We start from the raw sequence: 18,860 nt of genomic DNA on the forward strand, positions 1-18,860 counted from the left end.
TTTTGGCCTTATTGGCGGCGGGCACCACCCTCGACGAATGCCGCTCAAACGCTGTCGATTATAGCTAGGCAATGCCAGGACGATTTTGGTTCTTGAGAGCACGTCCTCTTGAGCTTGAATTCGGATGCATGACCTCGGTGGCAGGCTGAACAGCGAAAGCTGTTAAGCCGATTTACCGCGGTCCTCTGTGGCGTCGAAGCGCTTTCCGCTCAGCGATGGGCGGCTGGCGCGATTTCGCTTTGCGCGAATAGTTTTCGCGACCAAGGCGGCCCGGCGGGGCGGTGACCCCGAGACTTAAGGATTTTGCGAAGCCGAGAAACGGTTTCGCGCGAACTGGAAGGTGAAGGCCAAGATGCCGACGATCAACCAACTGATCGCAAATCCGCGCGAAGTGCAGAAGTCGCGCAAGAAGGTGCCGGCGCTGCAGCAGTCGCCGCAGAAGCGGGGCGTGTGTACGCGCGTCTATACGACGACTCCGAAGAAGCCGAACTCGGCGCTTCGCAAGGTCGCCAAGGTGCGCCTGACCAACGGCTTCGAGGTAATCGGCTACATCCCGGGTGAGGGCCATAACCTGCAGGAGCACTCGGTGGTCATGATCCGCGGCGGCCGCGTCAAGGACTTGCCCGGCGTGCGCTACCACATTCTCCGCGGCGTCCTCGACACCCAGGGCGTCAAGAACCGCAAGCAGCGCCGTTCGAAGTACGGCGCGAAGCGTCCCAAGTAAGCCAAGCGGGACGAGGGAACAGATCAGATGTCGCGTCGCCATTCTGCCGAAAAGCGTGAAGTGCTTCCGGACCCGAAGTTCGGGAACATCATCATTACGAAGTTCATGAACTCGGTGATGTACGCCGGGAAGAAGTCGGTCGCCGAAGGTATCGTCTACGGCGCCCTCGGCATCATCGAGACCAAGACCAAGCAGAACCCGCTCCCTGTCTTCGAGCAGGCGCTGGAAAATGTCATGCCGACCATCGAGGTGCGTTCTCGCCGCGTCGGCGGTGCCACCTACCAGGTTCCGGTCGAGGTGCGCGCCGTGCGCCGCCAGGCCCTTGGCATCCGCTGGCTCATCTCGGCCGCTCGCGAGCGCAACGAGAAGACCATGACGGAGCGGCTCTCGGCGGAGCTGCTCGACGCGTCAAACAACAGGGGGAACGCCGTCAAGAAGCGTGAAGACGTGCACCGTATGGCGGAAGCCAACCGCGCCTTCTCGCACTATCGCTGGTGATCCGGCGAAACGAACGGAATTTGAAGGAATAACCCCATGCCCCGCCAACATGCCATCGAGGACTATCGTAACTTCGGTATCATGGCGCATATCGACGCCGGCAAGACCACGACCACCGAGCGCATCCTCTATTATACCGGTAAGAGCCACAAGATCGGCGAAGTGCACGAAGGTGCCGCGACGATGGACTGGATGGAGCAGGAGCAGGAGCGTGGCATCACGATCACTTCGGCTGCGACCACTGCGTTCTGGAACGGCAAGCGTCTGAACATCATCGACACGCCCGGCCACGTTGACTTCACCATCGAGGTCGAGCGTTCCTTGCGCGTGCTCGACGGCGCCGTGTGCGTGCTCGACTCCAACCAGGGCGTCGAGCCGCAGACCGAGACCGTCTGGCGCCAGGGCGACAAGTACAAGGTTCCGCGCATCGTCTTCGCCAACAAGATGGACAAGACCGGTGCCGACTTCTTCAAGTGCCTGGCCGACATCGTCGACCGCCTGGGCGCGAAGCCGATCGCGATCCAGCTGCCCATCGGCGCCGAGAACAACTTCAAGGGCGTCGTCGACCTCGTGAAGATGAAGGCCATCGTCTGGAACGACGAGTCGCTCGGCGCCAAGTTCGACTATGTCGACATCCCGGCCGACCTCGTAGACCAGGCCAAGGAATATCGTGAGAAGATGGTGGAGGCCGCCGTCGAACTCGACGACGATGCCATGGCCGCCTATCTCGACGGCACCGAGCCGGACGAGGCGACACTGAAGCGGCTGCTCCGCAAGGCGGTGCTGACGGGCGCGTTCTATCCGGTGCTGTGCGGCTCGGCCTTCAAGAACAAGGGCGTGCAGCCGCTGCTCGACGCCGTCGTCGACTATCTGCCGTCGCCGATCGACGTGCCCGCGATCAAGGGCACCGATGACAAGGGCAATGAAGTCATCCGCAGGGCCGACGACAAGGAGCCGCTCGCGCTGCTCGCGTTCAAGATCATGGACGACCCGTTTGTCGGCACCATCACCTTCTGCCGCATCTATTCGGGCGTGCTGACCTCCGGCACCGGTGTCATCAACTCGACCCGCGAGAAGAAAGAGCGGATCGGGCGTATGCTGCTGATGCACGCGAACAACCGCGAGGACATCAAGGAAGCCTATGCCGGTGACATCGTGGCGCTCGCGGGCCTCAAGGAAGCCCGCACCGGCGACACGCTGTGCGATCCCAACCACGAAGTGGTCCTGGAAAAGATGGAATTCCCGGATCCGGTGATCGAGATCGCGATCGAGCCGAAGTCGAAGGCGGACCAGGAAAAGCTGGGCATCGCACTTGCGAAGCTCGCGGCGGAAGATCCGTCGTTCCGGGTGTCGACCGATCACGAGTCCGGCCAGACCATCCTCAAGGGCATGGGCGAACTCCATCTCGACATCAAGGTCGACATCCTGAAGCGGACCTACAAGGTCGACGCCAATATCGGCGCGCCGCAGGTGGCGTTCCGTGAGCGCGTGACCAAGCGGGTCGAGCATTCCTACACCCACAAGAAGCAGACCGGCGGTACCGGTCAGTTCGCCGCGGTGACGATCATCGTCGAGCCCAACGAAGCCGGCAAAGGCTACGAGTTCGAATCGAAGATCGTCGGCGGCGCGGTGCCGAAGGAGTACATCCCGGGCGTCGAAAAGGGTGTCGAGAGCGTGCTCGGTTCGGGCGTGGTGGCGGGCTTCCCGGTGGTGGACGTCAAGGTCCAGCTCATTGACGGCAAGTACCACGACGTCGACTCGTCGGCGCTGGCCTTCGAAATCGCCACGCGCGCCTGCTTCCGCGAAGCGCTGCAGATGGGCAAGTCCGTTCTGCTCGAGCCGATCATGAAGGTCGAAGTGGTGACCCCGGAAGACTACACCGGTTCGGTCATCGGCGACCTCAACTCGCGGCGCGGCCAGATCCAGGGTCAAGACATGCGCGGCAACGCCAACGTCATCAATGCGATGGTGCCGCTCATGAACATGTTCGGTTACGTGAATAACCTGCGCTCGATGAGCCAGGGTCGCGCTACCTTCACGATGCAGTTCGACCATTACGCGGAAGCGCCGGCGAACGTGTCAGCAGAAGTCCAGAAGAAGTTTGCCTGATTGTCGCCAGCTGCAAGCTAGCGATTGAACGGAGAGTCAAATGGCCAAAGCAAAGTTTGAACGTAACAAGCCGCACTGCAATATCGGAACGATCGGTCACGTCGACCATGGCAAGACGTCGCTAACGGCGGCGATCACCAAGGTCCTGGCGGAAACCGGCGGTGCAACGTTCACGGCGTACGACCAGATCGACAAGGCGCCGGAAGAGAAGGCGCGTGGCATCACCATCTCGACCGCGCACGTCGAGTATGAGACCAAGAACCGCCACTATGCGCACGTCGACTGCCCCGGCCACGCCGACTACGTGAAGAACATGATCACCGGCGCCGCCCAGATGGACGGTGCGATCCTGGTCGTGTCCGCCGCCGACGGCCCGATGCCGCAGACCCGCGAGCACATCCTGCTCGCCCGCCAGGTCGGCGTGCCGGCGCTGGTCGTGTTCCTCAACAAGTGCGACATGGTCGACGATCCCGAGCTGCTCGAGCTCGTCGAGCTCGAGGTGCGCGAACTGCTGTCGAAGTACGAATTCCCCGGCGACAAGATCCCGATCATCAAGGGTTCGGCGCTTGCCGCTCTCGAAGATAGCGACAAGAAGCTCGGCCATGAGGCGATCCTCGAGCTGATGAAGAATGTCGACGAGTACATTCCGCAGCCCGAGCGTCCGATCGACCAGCCCTTCCTGATGCCGGTCGAAGACGTGTTCTCGATCTCCGGCCGCGGCACCGTGGTGACCGGCCGTGTCGAGCGCGGCATCATCAAGGTCGGCGAGGAAATCGAGATCGTGGGTCTGCGTGCGACCCAGAAGACCACGGTCACCGGCGTCGAAATGTTCCGCAAGCTGCTCGATCAGGGCCAGGCAGGCGACAACATCGGTGCGCTGCTCCGCGGTACCAAGCGCGAGGAAGTCGAGCGCGGCCAGGTGCTGTGCAAGCCGGGTTCGGTCAAGCCGCACACCAAGTTCAAGGCCGAGGCCTACATCCTCACCAAGGAAGAGGGCGGCCGTCACACCCCGTTCTTCACCAACTACCGTCCGCAGTTCTACTTCCGCACCACCGACGTGACTGGTGTGGTGCATCTGCCGGAAGGCACCGAGATGGTGATGCCGGGCGACAACATCGCGATGGAAGTGCACCTGATCGTGCCGATCGCGATGGAGGAGAAGCTGCGCTTCGCCATTCGTGAAGGCGGCCGCACCGTCGGCGCCGGCGTCGTTGCCGCGATCATCGAGTAAGGAAGCGAATAGGAATGGCGGATAGCGAACAGGTCAATCCATTCGCTATTCGCCCCCGCTACTCGCCAGACAAAAGAAAGCTACGGCAATGAACGGCCAGAATATTCGCATACGACTCAAGGCGTTCGACCATCGCATTCTCGATACGTCGACCCGTGAGATCGTGAACACGGCGAAACGGACCGGCGCGCAGGTTCGCGGACCCATTCCGCTGCCGACCCGCATCGAGAAGTTCACCGTCAACCGTTCGCCGCACGTCGACAAGAAGAGCCGCGAGCAATTCGAGATGCGCACCCACAAGCGCCTTCTCGATATTGTCGATCCGACCCCGCAGACCGTCGATGCTCTCATGAAGCTCGACCTGGCCGCCGGTGTCGACGTCGAGATTAAGCTCTAAGATTTCAATTCCGTCCGCCGCTTGAGAGAAGCGCGGACCAGAGAAGAACAGGAAGCACACCGATGCGCTCCGGAGTGATCGCACAGAAGGTCGGGATGACGCGGGTCTTCACAGAGACCGGCGAGCATATCCCCGTGACCGTGCTGAAGCTGGGCAATTGCCAGGTCCTTGGTCACCGCACCAAGGAGAAGAATGGCTATGTCGCGCTGCAGCTTGGTTCGGGCAGCCGCAAGACCGTCTATATGCCCAAGGCCGAACGTGGACAGTTCGCGGTCGCCAAGGTTGAGCCGAAGCGCGACGTCCAGGAATTCCGCGTCTCCGAGGATGCGCTGATCCCGGTCGGTGCGGAGATCCAGGCGGATCACTTCGTGGTCGGCCAGTTCGTCGACGTCACCGGCACCTCGATCGGTAAGGGTTTCGCGGGCGGCATGAAGCGCTGGAATTTCGGCGGTCTGCGCGCCACCCACGGTGTGTCGGTCTCGCACCGCTCGATCGGTTCGACCGGTGGCCGTCAGGACCCCGGCAAGACCTGGAAGAACAAGAAGATGCCCGGCCACATGGGTGTCGATCGCATTACCACGCTCAACCTGCGCGTGGTGCAGACCGACGTCGCGCGTGGCCTGATCCTGGTCGAGGGCGCCGTTCCCGGCTCCAAGGGCGGCTGGATCAGGGTGCGCGACGCCGTGAAGAAGCCGCTGCCGAAGGACGCGCCGAAGCCCGGCAAGTTCAAGGTCGTGGGTGATGCGGCTGCCGAAGCGCCGGCCGAGCAGGGAGCCTGACGATGGAACTGAAAGTCACGACCCTCGAAGGCAAGGACGCGGGCTCGGTCACGCTGTCGGATGCGATTTTCGGCCTCGAGCCGCGCGCCGACATCATCGCACGCTGCGTGCAGTGGCAGCTCAACAAGCGCCAGGCCGGCACCCACAAGGCCAAGGGCCGCGCCGAGATCTGGCGCACCGGCAAGAAAATGTACAAGCAGAAGGGCACCGGCGGCGCCCGTCACGGCTCGGCCCGCGTGCCGCAGTTCCGCGGCGGTGGCCGTGCCTTCGGCCCGGTGGTGCGTTCGCACGCCACCGACCTGCCGAAGAAGGTCCGCGCGCTGGCGCTCAAGCATGCGCTCTCGGCCAAGGCCAAGGACGGCGATCTCGTCGTGCTCGAGGCCGCCCAGCTCGAGGCCGCCAAGACCAAGGCGCTGCTCGGTCACTTCTCGGGGCTTGGTCTGACCAACGCGCTGATCATCGACGGCGCTGAGCTGCATAACGGCTTCGCCAATGCGGCCCGCAACATACCGAACATGGACGTGCTGCCGATCCAGGGCATCAACGTCTACGACATCCTGCGCCGTCAGAAGCTCGTGCTGACCAAGGCGGCAATCGATGCGCTGGAGGCGCGCTTCAAATGAAGAACATCGAGCCTCGCCACTACGACATCATCGTCGCACCCGTCGTGACCGAGAAGGCCACGATGGCTTCCGAGCACAACAAGGTTCTGTTCAAGGTCGCCGCCAAGGCGACCAAGCCGCAGATCAAGGAAGCCGTCGAGAAGCTGTTCGACGTCAAGGTCAAGAGCGTCAACACGCTGGTGCGCAAGGGCAAGAACAAGGTGTTCCGCGGCACTTATGGCTCGCAGTCGGACACCAAGCGCGCGATCGTGACCCTCGAAGAGGGCCACCGCATCGACGTGACCACCGGACTCTGAGGCAATACGGTCATGGCACTCAAGCAATTCAATCCGACGACCCCGGGCCAGCGCCAGCTGGTCATGGTCGACCGCTCGGCTCTCTACAAGGGCAAGCCGGTCAAGACCCTGACCGAAGGCAAGCAGTCGACAGGCGGGCGCAACAACAACGGGCGCATCACCGTGCGCTTCCGCGGCGGTGGCCACAAGCAGGCCTATCGCCTGGTCGACTTCAAGCGCAACAAGGTCGACGTCCCCGCGACCGTCGAGCGGCTGGAATATGATCCGAACCGCACCGGCTTCATCGCGCTGATCAAGTACCAGGACGGCGAGCAGGCCTACATCCTGGCGCCGCAGCGCATGGCCGTGGGCGACACCATCATCGCCGGCAACTATGTCGACGTGAAGCCGGGCAACGTCATGCCGCTCGGCAACATGCCGGTCGGCACCATCATCCACAACATCGAGACCAAGATCGGCAAGGGCGGTCAGCTCGCGCGTTCGGCCGGCACCTACGCTCAGATCGTCGGCCGCGACCAGGACTACGTCATCCTGCGCCTGAACTCGGGCGAGCAGCGCTTGGTGCACGGCCGCTGCCGCGGCACCATCGGTGCTGTGTCGAACCCCGATCATATGAACATCTCGATCGGCAAGGCGGGCCGCAAGCGCTGGCTCGGCCGCCGTCCGCATAACCGCGGTGTTTCCATGAACCCGATCGACCACCCGCACGGCGGCGGCGAAGGCCGCACCTCGGGCGGCCGTCATCCGGTCACTCCATGGGGCAAGCCCACCAAGGGCAAGAAGACCCGCTCCAACAAGTCGACCGACAAATTCATTCTCCTAAGCCGCCACAAGCGGAAGAAATAAGGAACGCCGGACATGGTTCGTTCAGTCTGGAAAGGCCCGTTCGTCGAGGCGTCGCTGCTGAAGAAGGCGGATGCGGCGCGCGCTTCCGGCCGTCATGACGTGATCAAGATCTGGAGCCGCCGCTCGACCATCCTGCCGCAGTTCGTCGGCCTGGTGTTCGGCGTTTACAACGGCCAGAAGCACGTCCCGGTCTCGGTCAACGAGGAAATGGTCGGTCACAAGTTCGGCGAGTTCTCGCCGACCCGGACCTTCCATGGCCATTCGGGCGACAAGAAAGCCAAGAGGGCTTGAGGATAAAGCGATGAGCAAACCAAAGCGCCAACGCGCCCTCGCGGACAATGAGGCCAAGGCGGTCGCCCGGATGCTGCGGGTGAGCCCGCAGAAGCTCAATCTGGTCGCGCAGATGATCCGCGGCCGGAAGGCGTCCGCCGCGCTCGCCGATCTGCAGTTCTCGCGCAAGCGGATCGCGGTCGACGTCAAAAAGTGCCTGGAATCGGCAATCGCCAATGCCGAGAACAACCACGATCTCGAAGTCGACGATCTCGTGGTCACGGAGGCGCATGTCGGCAACGGCATCGTGATGAAGCGTTTCGCTCCGCGCGGCCGTGGCCGTTCGGGCCGTGTTTTCAAACCGTTTTCGCAGCTGACGATCGTCGTTCGTCAGGTCGAGGCGAGCGCTTAGTTAGGGGCGCGGGAGAATAAGATGGGTCAAAAGATCAATCCGATCGGCTTGCGTCTCGGCATCAACCGGACCTGGGATTCGCGCTGGTTCGCCGGCAAGAGCGAGTACGGCAAGCTCTTGCACGAGGACGTCAAGATCCGCGAGATCCTGCACAAGGAGCTCAAGCAGGCAGCTGTCGCGCGCATCGTGATCGAGCGTCCGCACAAGAAGTGCCGCGTCACCATTCACTCGGCCCGTCCGGGCGTGGTGATCGGCAAGAAGGGCGCCGACATCGACAAGCTGCGCAAGAAGGTCGCCGACATCACCTCGTCCGACGTCGTGATCAACATTGTCGAGATCAGGAAGCCCGAACTCGACGCGACGCTGGTTGCCGAATCGATCGCGCAGCAGCTCGAGCGCCGCGTCGCGTTCCGACGCGCCATGAAGCGCGCCGTTCAGTCGGCGATGCGTCTCGGCGCCGAGGGCATCCGTATCAACTGCTCGGGTCGCCTGGGCGGCGCGGAAATCGCGCGCATGGAGTGGTACCGCGAGGGCCGCGTGCCCCTGCACACGCTGCGTGCCGATATCGACTACGGCGTTGCCACCGCATTCACCACCTTCGGCACCTGCGGCGTGAAGGTCTGGATCTTCAAGGGCGAGATCCTCGAGCACGATCCGATGGCGCAGGACAAGCGGATGGCCGAGGGCGAGGGCTCATCGCGGCCGCGCCGCGACGCCGCTTGAGGCATTTTGAGAGTTTGAGGGCTTAAAGCCATGATGCAACCAAAGAAAACGAAGTTCCGGAAGGCGCATAAGGGCCGCATCCACGGCGTCGCGTCTTCGGGCGCGACGTTGTCCTTCGGCCAGTTTGGCCTGAAGGCGATGGAGCCGGAACGCGTCACCGCGCGCCAGATCGAAGCCGCGCGCCGTGCGCTCACCCGTCACATGAAGCGCGCCGGCCGCGTCTGGATCCGCGTGTTCCCCGATGTGCCGGTGTCGAAGAAGCCCGCTGAAGTCCGCATGGGCTCGGGCAAGGGCTCGCCAGAATTGTGGGTGGTGCGGGTGAAGCCCGGCCGTGTGCTGTTCGAGATCGACGGCGTTCCCAACCAGACCGCGCGCGAGGCTTTGGGCCTGGCGGCAGCCAAGCTGCCGATCAAGACCCGCTTCGTCGAGCGCATTGCGGAGTAATGCCGATGGCCGAGATGAAAGTTGAAGACATCCGCGCGATGAGCCCCGACCAGATGGACGACGCCGTCCTCAATCTGAAGAAGGAGCGCTTCAACCTGCGCTTTCAGCGCGCCACCGGGCAGCTGGAGAACACCTCGCGTCTCAAGCAGGCGCGCCGGGACATCGCCCGTATCAAGACCATCGCCGCCGAACAGCGCGCGAAGAAGAAGTAAGAGGGCCAAGCAATGCCGAAACGTACGCTGCAGGGCGTGGTCGTCAGCGACAAGCAACAGAAGACCGTGGTGGTGCGCGTCGATCGCCGCTTCACCCACCCGATCTACAAGAAGACGATCCGCCGCTCCAAGAACTACCATGCGCACGACGAGAACAACGAGTTCAAGCCGGGCGACACGGTGTGGATCGAGGAGAGCAAGCCGATCTCGAAGTTGAAGCGCTGGACCGTGATCCGGGGCGAACACAAGCAGACCGCCTGAGGCGGGCTCCGGGCTCACAAGCCCGGGCCAGCTTTTTTTGAAATTCAAGCGCAAGTCGTTTGCGCGACAGATTGAAGAGGACGAGGTGCATCAATGATTCAGATGCAGACCAACCTCGACGTGGCCGACAATTCCGGCGCACGCCGTGTCATGTGTATCAAGGTGCTCGGGGGCTCCAAGCGCCGCTACGCCACCATCGGCGACGTGATCGTCGTCTCCATCAAGGAGGCGATTCCGCGCGGCAAGGTGAAGAAGGGCGACGTGATGAAGGCCGTGGTGGTGCGGGTCCGCAAGGACATCCGCCGCGCCGACGGCTCGGTGATCCGTTTCGACCGCAACGCCGCCGTGCTGATCAACAATCAGCAGGAGCCGGTCGGTACCCGTATTTTCGGGCCCGTGCCGCGCGAGCTGCGTGCCAAGAACCACATGAAGATCATTTCGCTGGCGCCGGAGGTGCTGTGATGGCTGCCAAGATTCGCAAGGGTGACAAGGTCATCGTGCTGAGCGGCCGCGACAAGGGCCGCACCGGCGAGGTGTTCGAGGTGCGTCCGACCGAAGGCACCGCGCTCGTCCGCGGCGTCAACCTCGTCAAGCGCCACCAGAAGCAGACCCAGGCCCAGGAAGGCGGCATCATCTCCAAGGAGGCGCCGATCGACCTGTCCAACATCGCGTATCTCGGCAAGGACGGAAAGCCGACGCGCATTGGGTTCAAGATTCACGCGGACGGCAAGAAAGTCCGCATTGCCAAGAGCTCGGGAGCTGAGATCGATGGCTGATACCGTTTACGTGCCGCGCCTGCGCGCGGAATATGACCACAAGATCAAGGCCCAGCTGACCGAGAAATTCGGCTACGCCAACGTCATGCAGGTGCCCCGGCTCGACAAGGTCGTGCTCAACATGGGCGTCGGCGAGGCCGTCAACGACCGCAAGAAGGCGGAGACTGCGGCTGCCGACCTCACGCTGATCGCGGGCCAGAAGGCCATCGTGACGTATTCGAAGACCGCGATCGCGACCTTCAAGCTGCGCGAGAACCAGCCGATCGGCTGCAAGGTCACGCTGCGCAAGGCGCGCATGTACGAGTTCATCGATCGCCTGGTGAACGTCGCGCTGCCGCGCGTGCGCGACTTCCGCGGGCTCAATCCGAAGAGCTTCGACGGCCGCGGCAACTATTCGCTCGGCATCAAGGAGCACATCATTTTCCCGGAGATCGATTTCGAAAAAGCCGGGGAATCGTGGGGCATGGACATCACGGTGTGCACCACCGCGCGTACCGATGACGAGGCGCGTGCCCTGTTGACCGCCTTAAATTTCCCGTTCCGGCAGTGAGACGCTGAAAAGCTTCTCAAACGCGGATACCCAGGAGCCAAGCATGGCAAAGAAGAGTTCAATCGAGAAGAACAACCGGCGCAAGCGGATGTCCAAGAATGCCGCGCCCAAGCGGGCGAGGCTGAAGGCCATCATCGCCGACAAGACCAAGCCGATGGAGGAGCGTTTCGCCGCGACCCTGAAGCTTGCGGAAATGCCGCGCAATTCGTCGACCACCCGCATTCGCAACCGTTGCGAGCTGACGGGCCGTCCGCGCTCGAATTATCGCAAGAACAAGCTGTCGCGCATCGCGCTGCGTGAACTCGGCTCCAAGGGCCTGGTTCCCGGGCTCGTGAAGTCGAGCTGGTAAGGAGGATCGAAAAGCATGTCTACGCACGATCCAATCAGCGATCTGATCACCCGCATCCGCAACGCGCAGATGCGCTCGAAGTCGAAGGTCTCGACCCCCGGCTCCAAGATGCGCGCCAGCGTGCTCGAGGTGCTGAAGTCGGAAGGCTATATCCGCGGCTATGCCTCGGTCGAGCATTCCTCGGGACGCAGCGAGCTCGAGATCGAGCTGAAATATTTCGATGGCGAGCCCGTCATCCGCGAGATCGAGCGGGTCTCCAAGCCCGGTCGTCGGGTCTACACCTCGGTGAAGAACCTGCCGCGGGTCAACAACGGGCTCGGCATTTCGGTGCTGTCGACGCCGAAGGGAATCATGGCTGACCACGTCGCGCGCGACGCGAATGTGGGCGGCGAAATTCTCTTCACGGTGTTCTGAGAAGGATTTTTTGAGCCATGTCACGTATTGGCAAGAAGCCAGTGGCGGTGCCGTCCGGTGTGACCGCGACCGTCGACGGCCAGACCGTCAAGATGAAGGGGCCGAAGGGCCAGCTTCAGTTCATCGTCCATGACGACGTCGAGGTGAAGTTCGAGAACGGGCAGGTGAAGGTTGCGCCGCGCCACGAGACCAACCGCGCGCGTGCCCTCTACGGCACGGCACGGGCGCAGATCGCGAACCTGGTCGCCGGCGTCACCAAGGGCTTCGAGAAGAAGCTCGAGATCACTGGCGTCGGCTATCGCGCCGCGATGCAGGGCAAGAACCTGCAACTCGCGCTCGGCTATAGTCACGACGTGGTCTTCCCGATCCCGGAGGGCATCACCGTCGTGGTGCCGAAGCCGACCGAGATCACCATCACCGGCACCGATGTCCAGCGCGTCGGCCAGGTTGCCGCCGAGATCCGTGCCTTCCGCCCGCCGGAGCCCTACAAGGGCAAGGGCGTGAAGTATGTCGATGAATTCATCTTCCGCAAGGAAGGCAAGAAGAAGTAACGGAGCCGGTCATGTCCAGAAACAAGGTCACGAATGCCCGGCGCAAGCAGCGCGTTCGCCTGGCGCTGCGCCGCTCCGGTGGCGGCCGCCCGCGGTTGAGCGTGTTCCGCTCGTCCAAGCACATCTATGCCCAGGTGATCGACGATCTGAAGGGCGAAACCGTCGCCTCGGCCTCGTCGCTCGAGAAGGATATGCGCACGAGCGGCAACACCGGTGCGGATATCGAAGCGGCCAAGGCCGTCGGCAAGCTGCTGGCGGAGCGTGCCGTGAAGAAGGGCGTCACGGAAGTCGTGTTCGATCGCGGCGGCTATCTCTATCACGGGCGCGTCAAGGCGCTGGGGGATGCGGCGCGCGAGAGCGGGCTCAGCTTCTAACGGATCGAATCGGATACGAGGATTGAGGCGTCAGCCTCCTTGAGAGATTGGAAAGAACCATGGCAGCGGAACGCGAACGCGGCGGACGCGAACGGAGCAGGGAGCGCGAGGAGCGCGACAGCGAGTTCGTCGACAAGCTGGTCCACATCAATCGCGTGGCGAAGGTCGTCAAGGGCGGCAAGCGCTTCGGCTTTGCGGCGCTGGTCGTCATCGGCGACCAGAAGGGCCGGGTCGGTTTCGGCCACGGCAAGGCGCGCGAGGTGCCGGAGGCGATCCGCAAGGCAACCGATGCCGCCAAGCGCAACCTGACCCGCGTCGCGCTGCGCGAGGGCCGCACCCTGCATCACGACATCGCCGGCCGTCACGGCGCGGGCCGTGTCTATCTGCGTGCGGCGCCCGCCGGTACCGGCATCATCGCCGGCGGCCCGATGCGCGCCGTGTTCGAGACGCTCGGCATCCAGGACGTGGTGGCGAAGTCGATCGGCTCGTCCAACCCGTACAACATGGTGCGCGCGACCTTCAACGCGCTGAAGCACCAGGATTCGCCGCGCTCGGTCGCCGCTCGCCGCAACATCAAGGTCTCCTCCCTGCAGGCCCGTCGCGTCGGCGGCGATGCCGAGGCGGCGGCAGACTAATCACGCTTTTCGGAGTTTAGGACAATGGCCGCTAAGACGATCAAGGTCGAGCAGACCGGCAGCCCGATCCGCCGCCACCATTCGCAGCGTTCGACGCTGATCGGGCTGAAGCTCAATCGCATCGGGCGTGTTTCCGAACTGCCGGACACCCCGGCGGTGCGCGGCATGATCGAAAAGGTTCATCATCTCGTTCGCGTCGTCGACGAGAAGTAAGAGAATAAGGAGAAGGGCGATGAAGCTCAGCGAGATCGCCGACAATGCCGGCTCGCGCAAGAAGCGCATGCGCGTTGGCCGCGGCATCGGTTCCGGCAAGGGCAAGACCTCGGGCCGCGGCGGCAAGGGTCAGACCGCGCGTTCGGGCGTCCGAATCAAGGGTTTTGAAGGCGGACAGATGCCGTTGCACCGGCGCTTGCCCAAGCGCGGCTTCAACAACATCTTCCGTGTCGAATACGCCGAGGTCAATCTCGACCGGATCCAGCAGGCGATCGATGCCAAGCTGCTCGATGCGAGCGCCGTGATCAACGCCGAATCGCTGGTGAAGGCCGGCGTGCTCAAGCGCGCCAAGGCCGGTGTGCGGCTGCTCGGCCGCGGTGAGATCAAGGCAAAGCTGAATGTCGAGGTGCACGGTGCCTCGAAGTCAGCGGTTGCTGCGGTCGAGAAGGTCGGCGGCTCGGTCAAGCTGCTCGCACCTGCGAAGGAAGACGGCGAGGCGGCGTAACATCTGCGTCATCGTCCGCACGAGCGGACGGCGACGCCGGGTTTGCGATGGACTTATCGAAGCCGAGCACCAAATACTGTCCGGCGTCCGCCTGATGTCCCGCGCGGTTCAGCGGTCATGACGGCGCAAGGGCGGCGGGAGAAAGTCAGAACATGGCCTCAGCAGCTGAACAACTGGCGGCAAACCTCAACTTCGGCGCGTTCGCCAAGGCCGACGAGCTCAAGAAGCGCATCTGGTTCACCCTCGGTGCGCTGCTGGTCTACCGGCTCGGCACCTACATTCCGCTGCCCGGCATTGATCCGACCATCTGGGAGCAGGTGTTCCGCACCCAGCAGGGCGGCATTCTGGGCATGTTCAACATGTTCGCCGGCGGCGGTATCCACCGCATGGCGATTTTTGCGCTCAACATCATGCCGTACATCTCGGCATCGATCATCATCCAGCTCCTGACCACGGTCTCCCCCCAGCTCGAAGCACTGAAGAAGGAAGGCGAGGCGGGCCGCAAGACGCTGAACCAGTACACCCGCTACCTCACCGTGCTGCTCGCCGCATTCCAGTCCTATGGCATCGCGGTCGGCCTGGAGGGGGCGGGCAATGTCGTCAGCGATCCCGGCATGTTCTTCCGCTTGTCGACCGCGGTGACGCTGACCGGTGGCACCATGTTCCTGATGTGGCTGGGTGAGCAGATCACCTCGCGCGGCATCGGTAACGGCATTTCGCTGATCATTCTTTCCGGCATCGTCGCCGAGCTGCCGACGGCGCTCGCCAACATGCTGGAGCTCGGCCGCCAGGGCGCGTTGTCGACCGGCCTGATCCTGATCGTCATCATCATGGCGGTCGCCGTGATCGCCTTCATCGTGTTCATGGAGCGCGCCCAGCGTCGGCTCCTGATCCAGTATCCGAAGCGCCAGGTCGGCAACAAGATGTTCGAGGGCCAGTCCTCGCATCTGCCGCTCAAGCTCAACACCTCGGGCGTGATTCCGCCGATCTTCGCCTCGTCGCTGCTGCTGTTGCCGACCACGGTCGCCAACTTCAACGCCGGCAAGGGGCCGGATTGGTTCCAGTGGATAACGACTCAGCTTGGCCACGGCCGCCCGCTGTTCCTGGTGCTCTATCTCGCCCTGATCGTCTTCTTCGCGTTCTTCTACACCGCGATCGTGTTCAACCCGACCGAGACGGCGGACAATCTGAAGAAGCACGGCGGTTTCATCCCGGGCATTCGTCCCGGCGAACGCACCGCGGAATATATCGACTACGTTTTGTCGCGGATCACGGTGCTCGGCGCGATTTATCTTGCGATCGTCTGCCTGATACCCGAAATTCTGATTTCCTACGCGTCGGTGCCGTTCTACTTTGGTGGTACGTCGCTTTTGATCGTCGTCAGTGTCACAATGGACACCGTGTCGCAGGTTCAGGGCTATCTGCTCGCCCATCAATATGAGGGGCTGATCAGGAAGTCGAAATTGAGAGGGCGCCGCCGCTAGGGCGCGCGGGGCCTAAGGGACCGCATAACAACAGGTGAGTTTCGCTCACCGATCGCCGGGGGGCGAACACCGATGAGACTGATTCTTCTGGGACCGCCGGGATCTGGCAAGGGTACCCAGGCGCAGCGGCTGGTCGAGCGAAACGGCATTGTCCAGCTCTCCACCGGGGAGATGCTGCGTGCGGCGGTAGCGGCCGGCACGCCGGTCGGGCTGCAAGCCAAGGACATCATGGCCAGCGGTGGCCTTGTCCCGGACGAGATTGTGGTCAACATCATATCCGACCGGATCGAGCTGCCCGATGCCAAGGCCGGCTTTATCCTGGACGGCTTTCCGCGCACGGTGCCGCAGGCCGAAGCGCTGGACGAGCTTCTGAAGCGCAAGCACATGAAGCTCGACGCCGTGGTTGAGCTCCGCGTCAACGAAAGCGCGCTGCTCGCGCGGGTTGAGAAGCGCGCCGAGGAAACGCGAGCGCGTGGCGAGGAGGTGCGGCTCGACGATACGCCGGAGGTGCTGACCAGGCGCCTAGCGAGCTACCGCTCGTTGACGGAGCCGTTGATTCACTATTACTCCGAGCGCCGCAAACTTCTCACCGTCGATGGCATGATGACCATCGAAGAGGTCACCCGCGAGATCGGCCGAATCCTGCATGCCATCGGCGCCGCGCCCGGCAAGGCGGCCAAAAAGGCCGGTTCCGCCAAGCGGCGGGCTACGAAGTCAGCGAAAAAACCGGCGGGGACCCGGAAGGCGGCCCCGAAAGCGCCAGCGAAGGCTCCCGGAAAGAGGGCGACCAGCGCCACCAAGCGCCGTCCGGCGGCCAAAAAGGCCGCCAAAGCCGCCCGAAGGGTCGTCAAACGGGCCTCCGAGGCAGTCCGGAAGGGCTCCAAGAAGGCTGGACGGGGAAGTGCAAAAAAGCTCACGAAAAGGCGAGCTAAGGCCTAGGGGCGGTTGACGAAACGACCCTGAATCCATTAATAAGCGTGGTATCCAGTCGGATAGTTATTCAGACGATGCCTCGCCCCGAGGAACGCAGAGGGCAAGGCGTCGTGTTCGCGTTTGCGGACACCTGCCCGAGATAGCAAGAACTTAAGTAGCCGCTCCCGCACGAAAAGGACCGGCGACAGGAGAGAAGTCTGTGGCCCGTATTGCCGGCGTCAACATCCCGACCAACAAGCGCGTCCTGATCGCGCTCCAGTACATCCATGGCATCGGTCCGAAGATCGCGGCCGACATCGTCGAGAAGGTCAAGATCCCCGAGGAGCGTCGCGTCAGCCAGCTCACCGACGCGGAAGTGCTGCAGATCCGCGAAGTCATCGACCGCGACTACGTGGTGGAGGGCGATCTTCGCCGCGAGACCGGCATCAACATCAAGCGGCTGATGGATCTCGGCTGCTACCGCGGCCTGCGTCATCGCCGCGGCCTGCCGGTGCGCGGCCAGCGCACCCACACCAACGCGCGCACGCGCAAGGGGCCGGCCAAGGCGATCGCCGGCAAGAAGAAGTAAGTTAGCGAATGGCGAGGCGGGAGTGGCGAACGGATTCGTTCGCTGCTCGCGTTTCGTTCACAGGTGTAGCCGCTGGCATTACGGCGGCGTTTGAGATCTCTAGGAAAGGTTAGAAATGGGCAAGGAAGCCACCCGCGTTCGCCGTCGCGAGCGCAAGAACATCGCCTCCGGCGTGGCGCATGTGAACTCGTCGTTCAACAACACGACCATCACCATCACCGACGCGCAGGGCAACACCATTGCTTGGTCGTCGGCCGGCACGATGGGTTTCAAGGGGTCGCGCAAGTCGACCCCGTATGCCGCGCAGGTCGCGGCGGAGGACGTTTCCAAGAAGGCGCAGGAACACGGCATGCGCACGCTGGAAGTCGAGGTCGCCGGTCCCGGTTCGGGCCGAGAATCGGCGCTCCGCGCGTTGCAGGCCGCGGGCTTCACCGTCACCTCGATCCGTGACGTGACGACGATCCCGCACAATGGTTGCCGGCCCCGCAAGCGCCGGCGCGTTTGACGTTCGCGTCGCAGGCGAGAAGCCTATCGCCTGCGACGTTCTTGCTTTTGTTTGATCAGCCGCGGCCTTTGATCCGCGACGTTTCCAACGCCAGCAGTCGAGACGGCAGATTGGCTGGCCCAAGGGTGAAACAGTGACGATCCAGAAGAATTGGCAGGAACTTATCCGCCCCAACAAGCTCCAGGTGACGCCGGGCTCCGACGCGTCGCGCTTTGCGACGCTGGTCGCCGAGCCGCTGGAGCGCGGCTTCGGCCAGACGCTCGGCAATGCGCTGCGGCGCGTGCTGTTGTCCTCGCTGCAGGGCGCCGCGGTGCAGTCGGTGCATATCGACGGCGTGCTGCACGAGTTCTCGTCGATCGCCGGTGTGCGCGAGGACGTGACCGATATCGTGCTCAATATCAAGGACATCTCGATCAAGATGCAGGGCGAAGGCCCGAAGCGCATGGTCGTGAAGAAGCAGGGCCCGGGCGCCGTCACCGCCGGTGACATCCAGACCGTCGGCGACATCACCGTGCTCAATCCGGACCTGCAAATATGCACGCTCGACGATGGCGCCGAGATTCGCATGGAGTTCACGGTCGCGACCGGCAAGGGCTACGTGCCCGCTGAGCGCAACCGGCCCGAGGATGCGCCGATCGGCCTGATTCCGATCGACAGCCTGTTCTCGCCCGTGCGCAAGGTCTCCTACAAGGTCGAGAACACCCGCGAGGGACAAATTCTCGACTACGACAAGCTGACCATGACCATCGAAACCAACGGCGCGATCTCGCCGGACGATTCGGTCGCTTACGCTGCACGCATCCTGCAGGATCAGCTCAACGTCTTCGTGAATTTCGAAGAGCCGCGCAAGGAAGTCACGCAGGAGATCATCCCCGATCTCGCCTTCAACCCGGCCTTCCTCAAGAAGGTCGACGAGCTCGAGCTCTCGGTGCGTTCGGCCAACTGCCTGAAGAACGACAATATCGTCTATATCGGCGACCTCGTGCAGAAGTCGGAAGCTGAAATGCTCCGCACTCCGAACTTCGGCCGCAAGTCGCTGAACGAGATCAAGGAAGTGCTGGCGCAGATGGGCCTGCATCTCGGCATGGAAGTGCCGGGCTGGCCGCCGGAGAACATCGACGAGCTCGCCAAGCGCTTCGAGGATCATTACTGAGCTGAAGTCATCGCCGTGGCCGGGA

General features: G+C 63.1%; 30 protein-coding genes. All 30 read left to right on the forward strand.

The window, feature by feature from the left end; translation table 11 throughout:
• The first annotated feature begins 352 nt into the window (after window positions 1-352).
• Window positions 353-724 (forward strand): 30S ribosomal protein S12, encoded by a 372-nt coding sequence (gene rpsL / locus A3AI_RS0135435; RefSeq protein ID WP_006611834.1) that lies wholly within the window; start codon window positions 353-355, stop codon window positions 722-724.
• A 27-nt stretch (window positions 725-751) separates the two neighbouring features.
• Complete coding sequence (rpsG, locus tag A3AI_RS0135440; protein WP_024520077.1) at window positions 752-1,222, forward strand: 30S ribosomal protein S7; 471 nt, start codon at window positions 752-754, stop codon at window positions 1,220-1,222.
• A 36-nt stretch (window positions 1,223-1,258) separates the two neighbouring features.
• Window positions 1,259-3,331 carry an elongation factor G gene (fusA, locus tag A3AI_RS0135445; RefSeq protein ID WP_024520078.1) on the forward strand — a complete coding sequence of 691 codons (2,073 nt, stop codon included), beginning with the start codon at window positions 1,259-1,261 and terminating at the stop codon, window positions 3,329-3,331.
• A gap of 40 nt (window positions 3,332-3,371) precedes the next feature.
• Window positions 3,372-4,562, forward strand: coding sequence for an elongation factor Tu (tuf, locus tag A3AI_RS0135450; RefSeq protein ID WP_024520079.1), 1,191 nt, complete (start codon window positions 3,372-3,374; stop codon window positions 4,560-4,562).
• A gap of 88 nt (window positions 4,563-4,650) precedes the next feature.
• Window positions 4,651-4,959: a 30S ribosomal protein S10 gene (gene rpsJ / locus A3AI_RS0135455; protein WP_002712302.1), complete on the forward strand. Its 309-nt coding sequence runs from the start codon at window positions 4,651-4,653 to the stop codon at window positions 4,957-4,959.
• Window positions 4,960-5,021: 62 nt separating this feature from the next.
• Window positions 5,022-5,738, forward strand: coding sequence for a 50S ribosomal protein L3 (rplC, locus tag A3AI_RS0135460; RefSeq protein ID WP_024520080.1), 717 nt, complete (start codon window positions 5,022-5,024; stop codon window positions 5,736-5,738).
• A gap of 2 nt (window positions 5,739-5,740) precedes the next feature.
• Window positions 5,741-6,361 carry a 50S ribosomal protein L4 gene (gene rplD / locus A3AI_RS0135465; protein WP_024520081.1) on the forward strand — a complete coding sequence of 207 codons (621 nt, stop codon included), beginning with the start codon at window positions 5,741-5,743 and terminating at the stop codon, window positions 6,359-6,361.
• Window positions 6,358-6,657: a 50S ribosomal protein L23 gene (locus tag A3AI_RS0135470; RefSeq protein ID WP_024520082.1), complete on the forward strand. Its 300-nt coding sequence runs from the start codon at window positions 6,358-6,360 to the stop codon at window positions 6,655-6,657. The genes rplD and A3AI_RS0135470 overlap by 4 nt, the downstream gene beginning before the upstream one ends.
• A 12-nt stretch (window positions 6,658-6,669) precedes the next feature.
• The gene (gene rplB / locus A3AI_RS0135475) at window positions 6,670-7,503 is read left to right on the forward strand and encodes a 50S ribosomal protein L2 (protein WP_024520083.1); all 834 of its coding nucleotides are present in this window, start codon (window positions 6,670-6,672) and stop codon (window positions 7,501-7,503) included.
• A gap of 12 nt (window positions 7,504-7,515) precedes the next feature.
• Complete coding sequence (gene rpsS, locus A3AI_RS0135480) at window positions 7,516-7,794, forward strand: 30S ribosomal protein S19 (protein WP_024520084.1); 279 nt, start codon at window positions 7,516-7,518, stop codon at window positions 7,792-7,794.
• Between the two features lie 10 nt (window positions 7,795-7,804).
• The gene (gene rplV / locus A3AI_RS0135485) at window positions 7,805-8,185 is read left to right on the forward strand and encodes a 50S ribosomal protein L22 (protein ID WP_024520085.1); all 381 of its coding nucleotides are present in this window, start codon (window positions 7,805-7,807) and stop codon (window positions 8,183-8,185) included.
• A 21-nt stretch (window positions 8,186-8,206) separates the two neighbouring features.
• Window positions 8,207-8,908: a 30S ribosomal protein S3 gene (gene rpsC, locus A3AI_RS0135490; protein WP_024520086.1), complete on the forward strand. Its 702-nt coding sequence runs from the start codon at window positions 8,207-8,209 to the stop codon at window positions 8,906-8,908.
• A gap of 30 nt (window positions 8,909-8,938) precedes the next feature.
• On the forward strand, window positions 8,939-9,352 hold the full coding sequence (rplP, locus tag A3AI_RS0135495) for a 50S ribosomal protein L16 (protein WP_024520087.1): 414 nt from the start codon (window positions 8,939-8,941) through the stop codon (window positions 9,350-9,352).
• Between the two features lie 5 nt (window positions 9,353-9,357).
• Entirely contained in the window at window positions 9,358-9,564 is a 207-nt protein-coding gene (gene rpmC, locus A3AI_RS0135500) for a 50S ribosomal protein L29 (protein WP_024520088.1), read from the forward strand.
• 12 nt (window positions 9,565-9,576) lie between these two features.
• The gene (gene rpsQ, locus A3AI_RS0135505) at window positions 9,577-9,825 is read left to right on the forward strand and encodes a 30S ribosomal protein S17 (protein ID WP_024520089.1); all 249 of its coding nucleotides are present in this window, start codon (window positions 9,577-9,579) and stop codon (window positions 9,823-9,825) included.
• Between the two features lie 93 nt (window positions 9,826-9,918).
• Window positions 9,919-10,287, forward strand: a complete 369-nt coding sequence (rplN, locus tag A3AI_RS0135510) for a 50S ribosomal protein L14 (RefSeq protein ID WP_024520090.1) — start codon at window positions 9,919-9,921, stop codon at window positions 10,285-10,287.
• A complete protein-coding gene (gene rplX / locus A3AI_RS0135515) occupies window positions 10,287-10,601 on the forward strand; it encodes a 50S ribosomal protein L24 (protein ID WP_024520091.1) in 315 nt (104 codons plus the stop codon). The genes rplN and rplX overlap by 1 nt, the downstream gene beginning before the upstream one ends.
• Window positions 10,594-11,151 (forward strand): 50S ribosomal protein L5, encoded by a 558-nt coding sequence (rplE, locus tag A3AI_RS0135520; RefSeq protein WP_036050811.1) that lies wholly within the window; start codon window positions 10,594-10,596, stop codon window positions 11,149-11,151. The genes rplX and rplE overlap by 8 nt, the downstream gene beginning before the upstream one ends.
• Window positions 11,152-11,194: 43 nt before the next feature.
• On the forward strand, window positions 11,195-11,500 hold the full coding sequence (rpsN, locus tag A3AI_RS0135525) for a 30S ribosomal protein S14 (RefSeq protein ID WP_024520093.1): 306 nt from the start codon (window positions 11,195-11,197) through the stop codon (window positions 11,498-11,500).
• A gap of 15 nt (window positions 11,501-11,515) precedes the next feature.
• On the forward strand, window positions 11,516-11,914 hold the full coding sequence (rpsH, locus tag A3AI_RS0135530) for a 30S ribosomal protein S8 (RefSeq protein ID WP_024520094.1): 399 nt from the start codon (window positions 11,516-11,518) through the stop codon (window positions 11,912-11,914).
• 17 nt (window positions 11,915-11,931) lie between these two features.
• The gene (rplF, locus tag A3AI_RS0135535) at window positions 11,932-12,465 is read left to right on the forward strand and encodes a 50S ribosomal protein L6 (RefSeq protein WP_024520095.1); all 534 of its coding nucleotides are present in this window, start codon (window positions 11,932-11,934) and stop codon (window positions 12,463-12,465) included.
• A gap of 11 nt (window positions 12,466-12,476) precedes the next feature.
• Complete coding sequence (gene rplR, locus A3AI_RS0135540) at window positions 12,477-12,839, forward strand: 50S ribosomal protein L18 (protein WP_024520096.1); 363 nt, start codon at window positions 12,477-12,479, stop codon at window positions 12,837-12,839.
• Window positions 12,840-12,898: 59 nt separating this feature from the next.
• On the forward strand, window positions 12,899-13,474 hold the full coding sequence (gene rpsE / locus A3AI_RS0135545) for a 30S ribosomal protein S5 (protein ID WP_024520097.1): 576 nt from the start codon (window positions 12,899-12,901) through the stop codon (window positions 13,472-13,474).
• Window positions 13,475-13,498: 24 nt separating this feature from the next.
• The gene (rpmD, locus tag A3AI_RS0135550) at window positions 13,499-13,687 is read left to right on the forward strand and encodes a 50S ribosomal protein L30 (protein WP_024520098.1); all 189 of its coding nucleotides are present in this window, start codon (window positions 13,499-13,501) and stop codon (window positions 13,685-13,687) included.
• Between the two features lie 19 nt (window positions 13,688-13,706).
• A complete protein-coding gene (gene rplO / locus A3AI_RS0135555; RefSeq protein ID WP_024520099.1) occupies window positions 13,707-14,192 on the forward strand; it encodes a 50S ribosomal protein L15 in 486 nt (161 codons plus the stop codon).
• Between the two features lie 152 nt (window positions 14,193-14,344).
• On the forward strand, window positions 14,345-15,676 hold the full coding sequence (gene secY / locus A3AI_RS0135560; RefSeq protein ID WP_024520100.1) for a preprotein translocase subunit SecY: 1,332 nt from the start codon (window positions 14,345-14,347) through the stop codon (window positions 15,674-15,676).
• 72 nt (window positions 15,677-15,748) lie between these two features.
• Window positions 15,749-16,615: an adenylate kinase gene (locus tag A3AI_RS0135565; RefSeq protein WP_024520101.1), complete on the forward strand. Its 867-nt coding sequence runs from the start codon at window positions 15,749-15,751 to the stop codon at window positions 16,613-16,615.
• Between the two features lie 193 nt (window positions 16,616-16,808).
• A complete protein-coding gene (gene rpsM, locus A3AI_RS0135570; protein WP_024520102.1) occupies window positions 16,809-17,177 on the forward strand; it encodes a 30S ribosomal protein S13 in 369 nt (122 codons plus the stop codon).
• A 115-nt stretch (window positions 17,178-17,292) separates the two neighbouring features.
• A complete protein-coding gene (gene rpsK, locus A3AI_RS0135575; RefSeq protein ID WP_007603045.1) occupies window positions 17,293-17,682 on the forward strand; it encodes a 30S ribosomal protein S11 in 390 nt (129 codons plus the stop codon).
• A 109-nt stretch (window positions 17,683-17,791) separates the two neighbouring features.
• Window positions 17,792-18,835 (forward strand): DNA-directed RNA polymerase subunit alpha, encoded by a 1,044-nt coding sequence (locus tag A3AI_RS0135580; protein WP_198030314.1) that lies wholly within the window; start codon window positions 17,792-17,794, stop codon window positions 18,833-18,835.
• The last annotated feature ends 25 nt before the right edge of the window (window positions 18,836-18,860 follow it).

Origin of the sequence: Bradyrhizobium sp. Tv2a-2 (assembly GCF_000472425.1) — a bacterium.
In the GTDB taxonomy this organism is placed as follows: domain Bacteria; phylum Pseudomonadota; class Alphaproteobacteria; order Rhizobiales; family Xanthobacteraceae; genus Bradyrhizobium.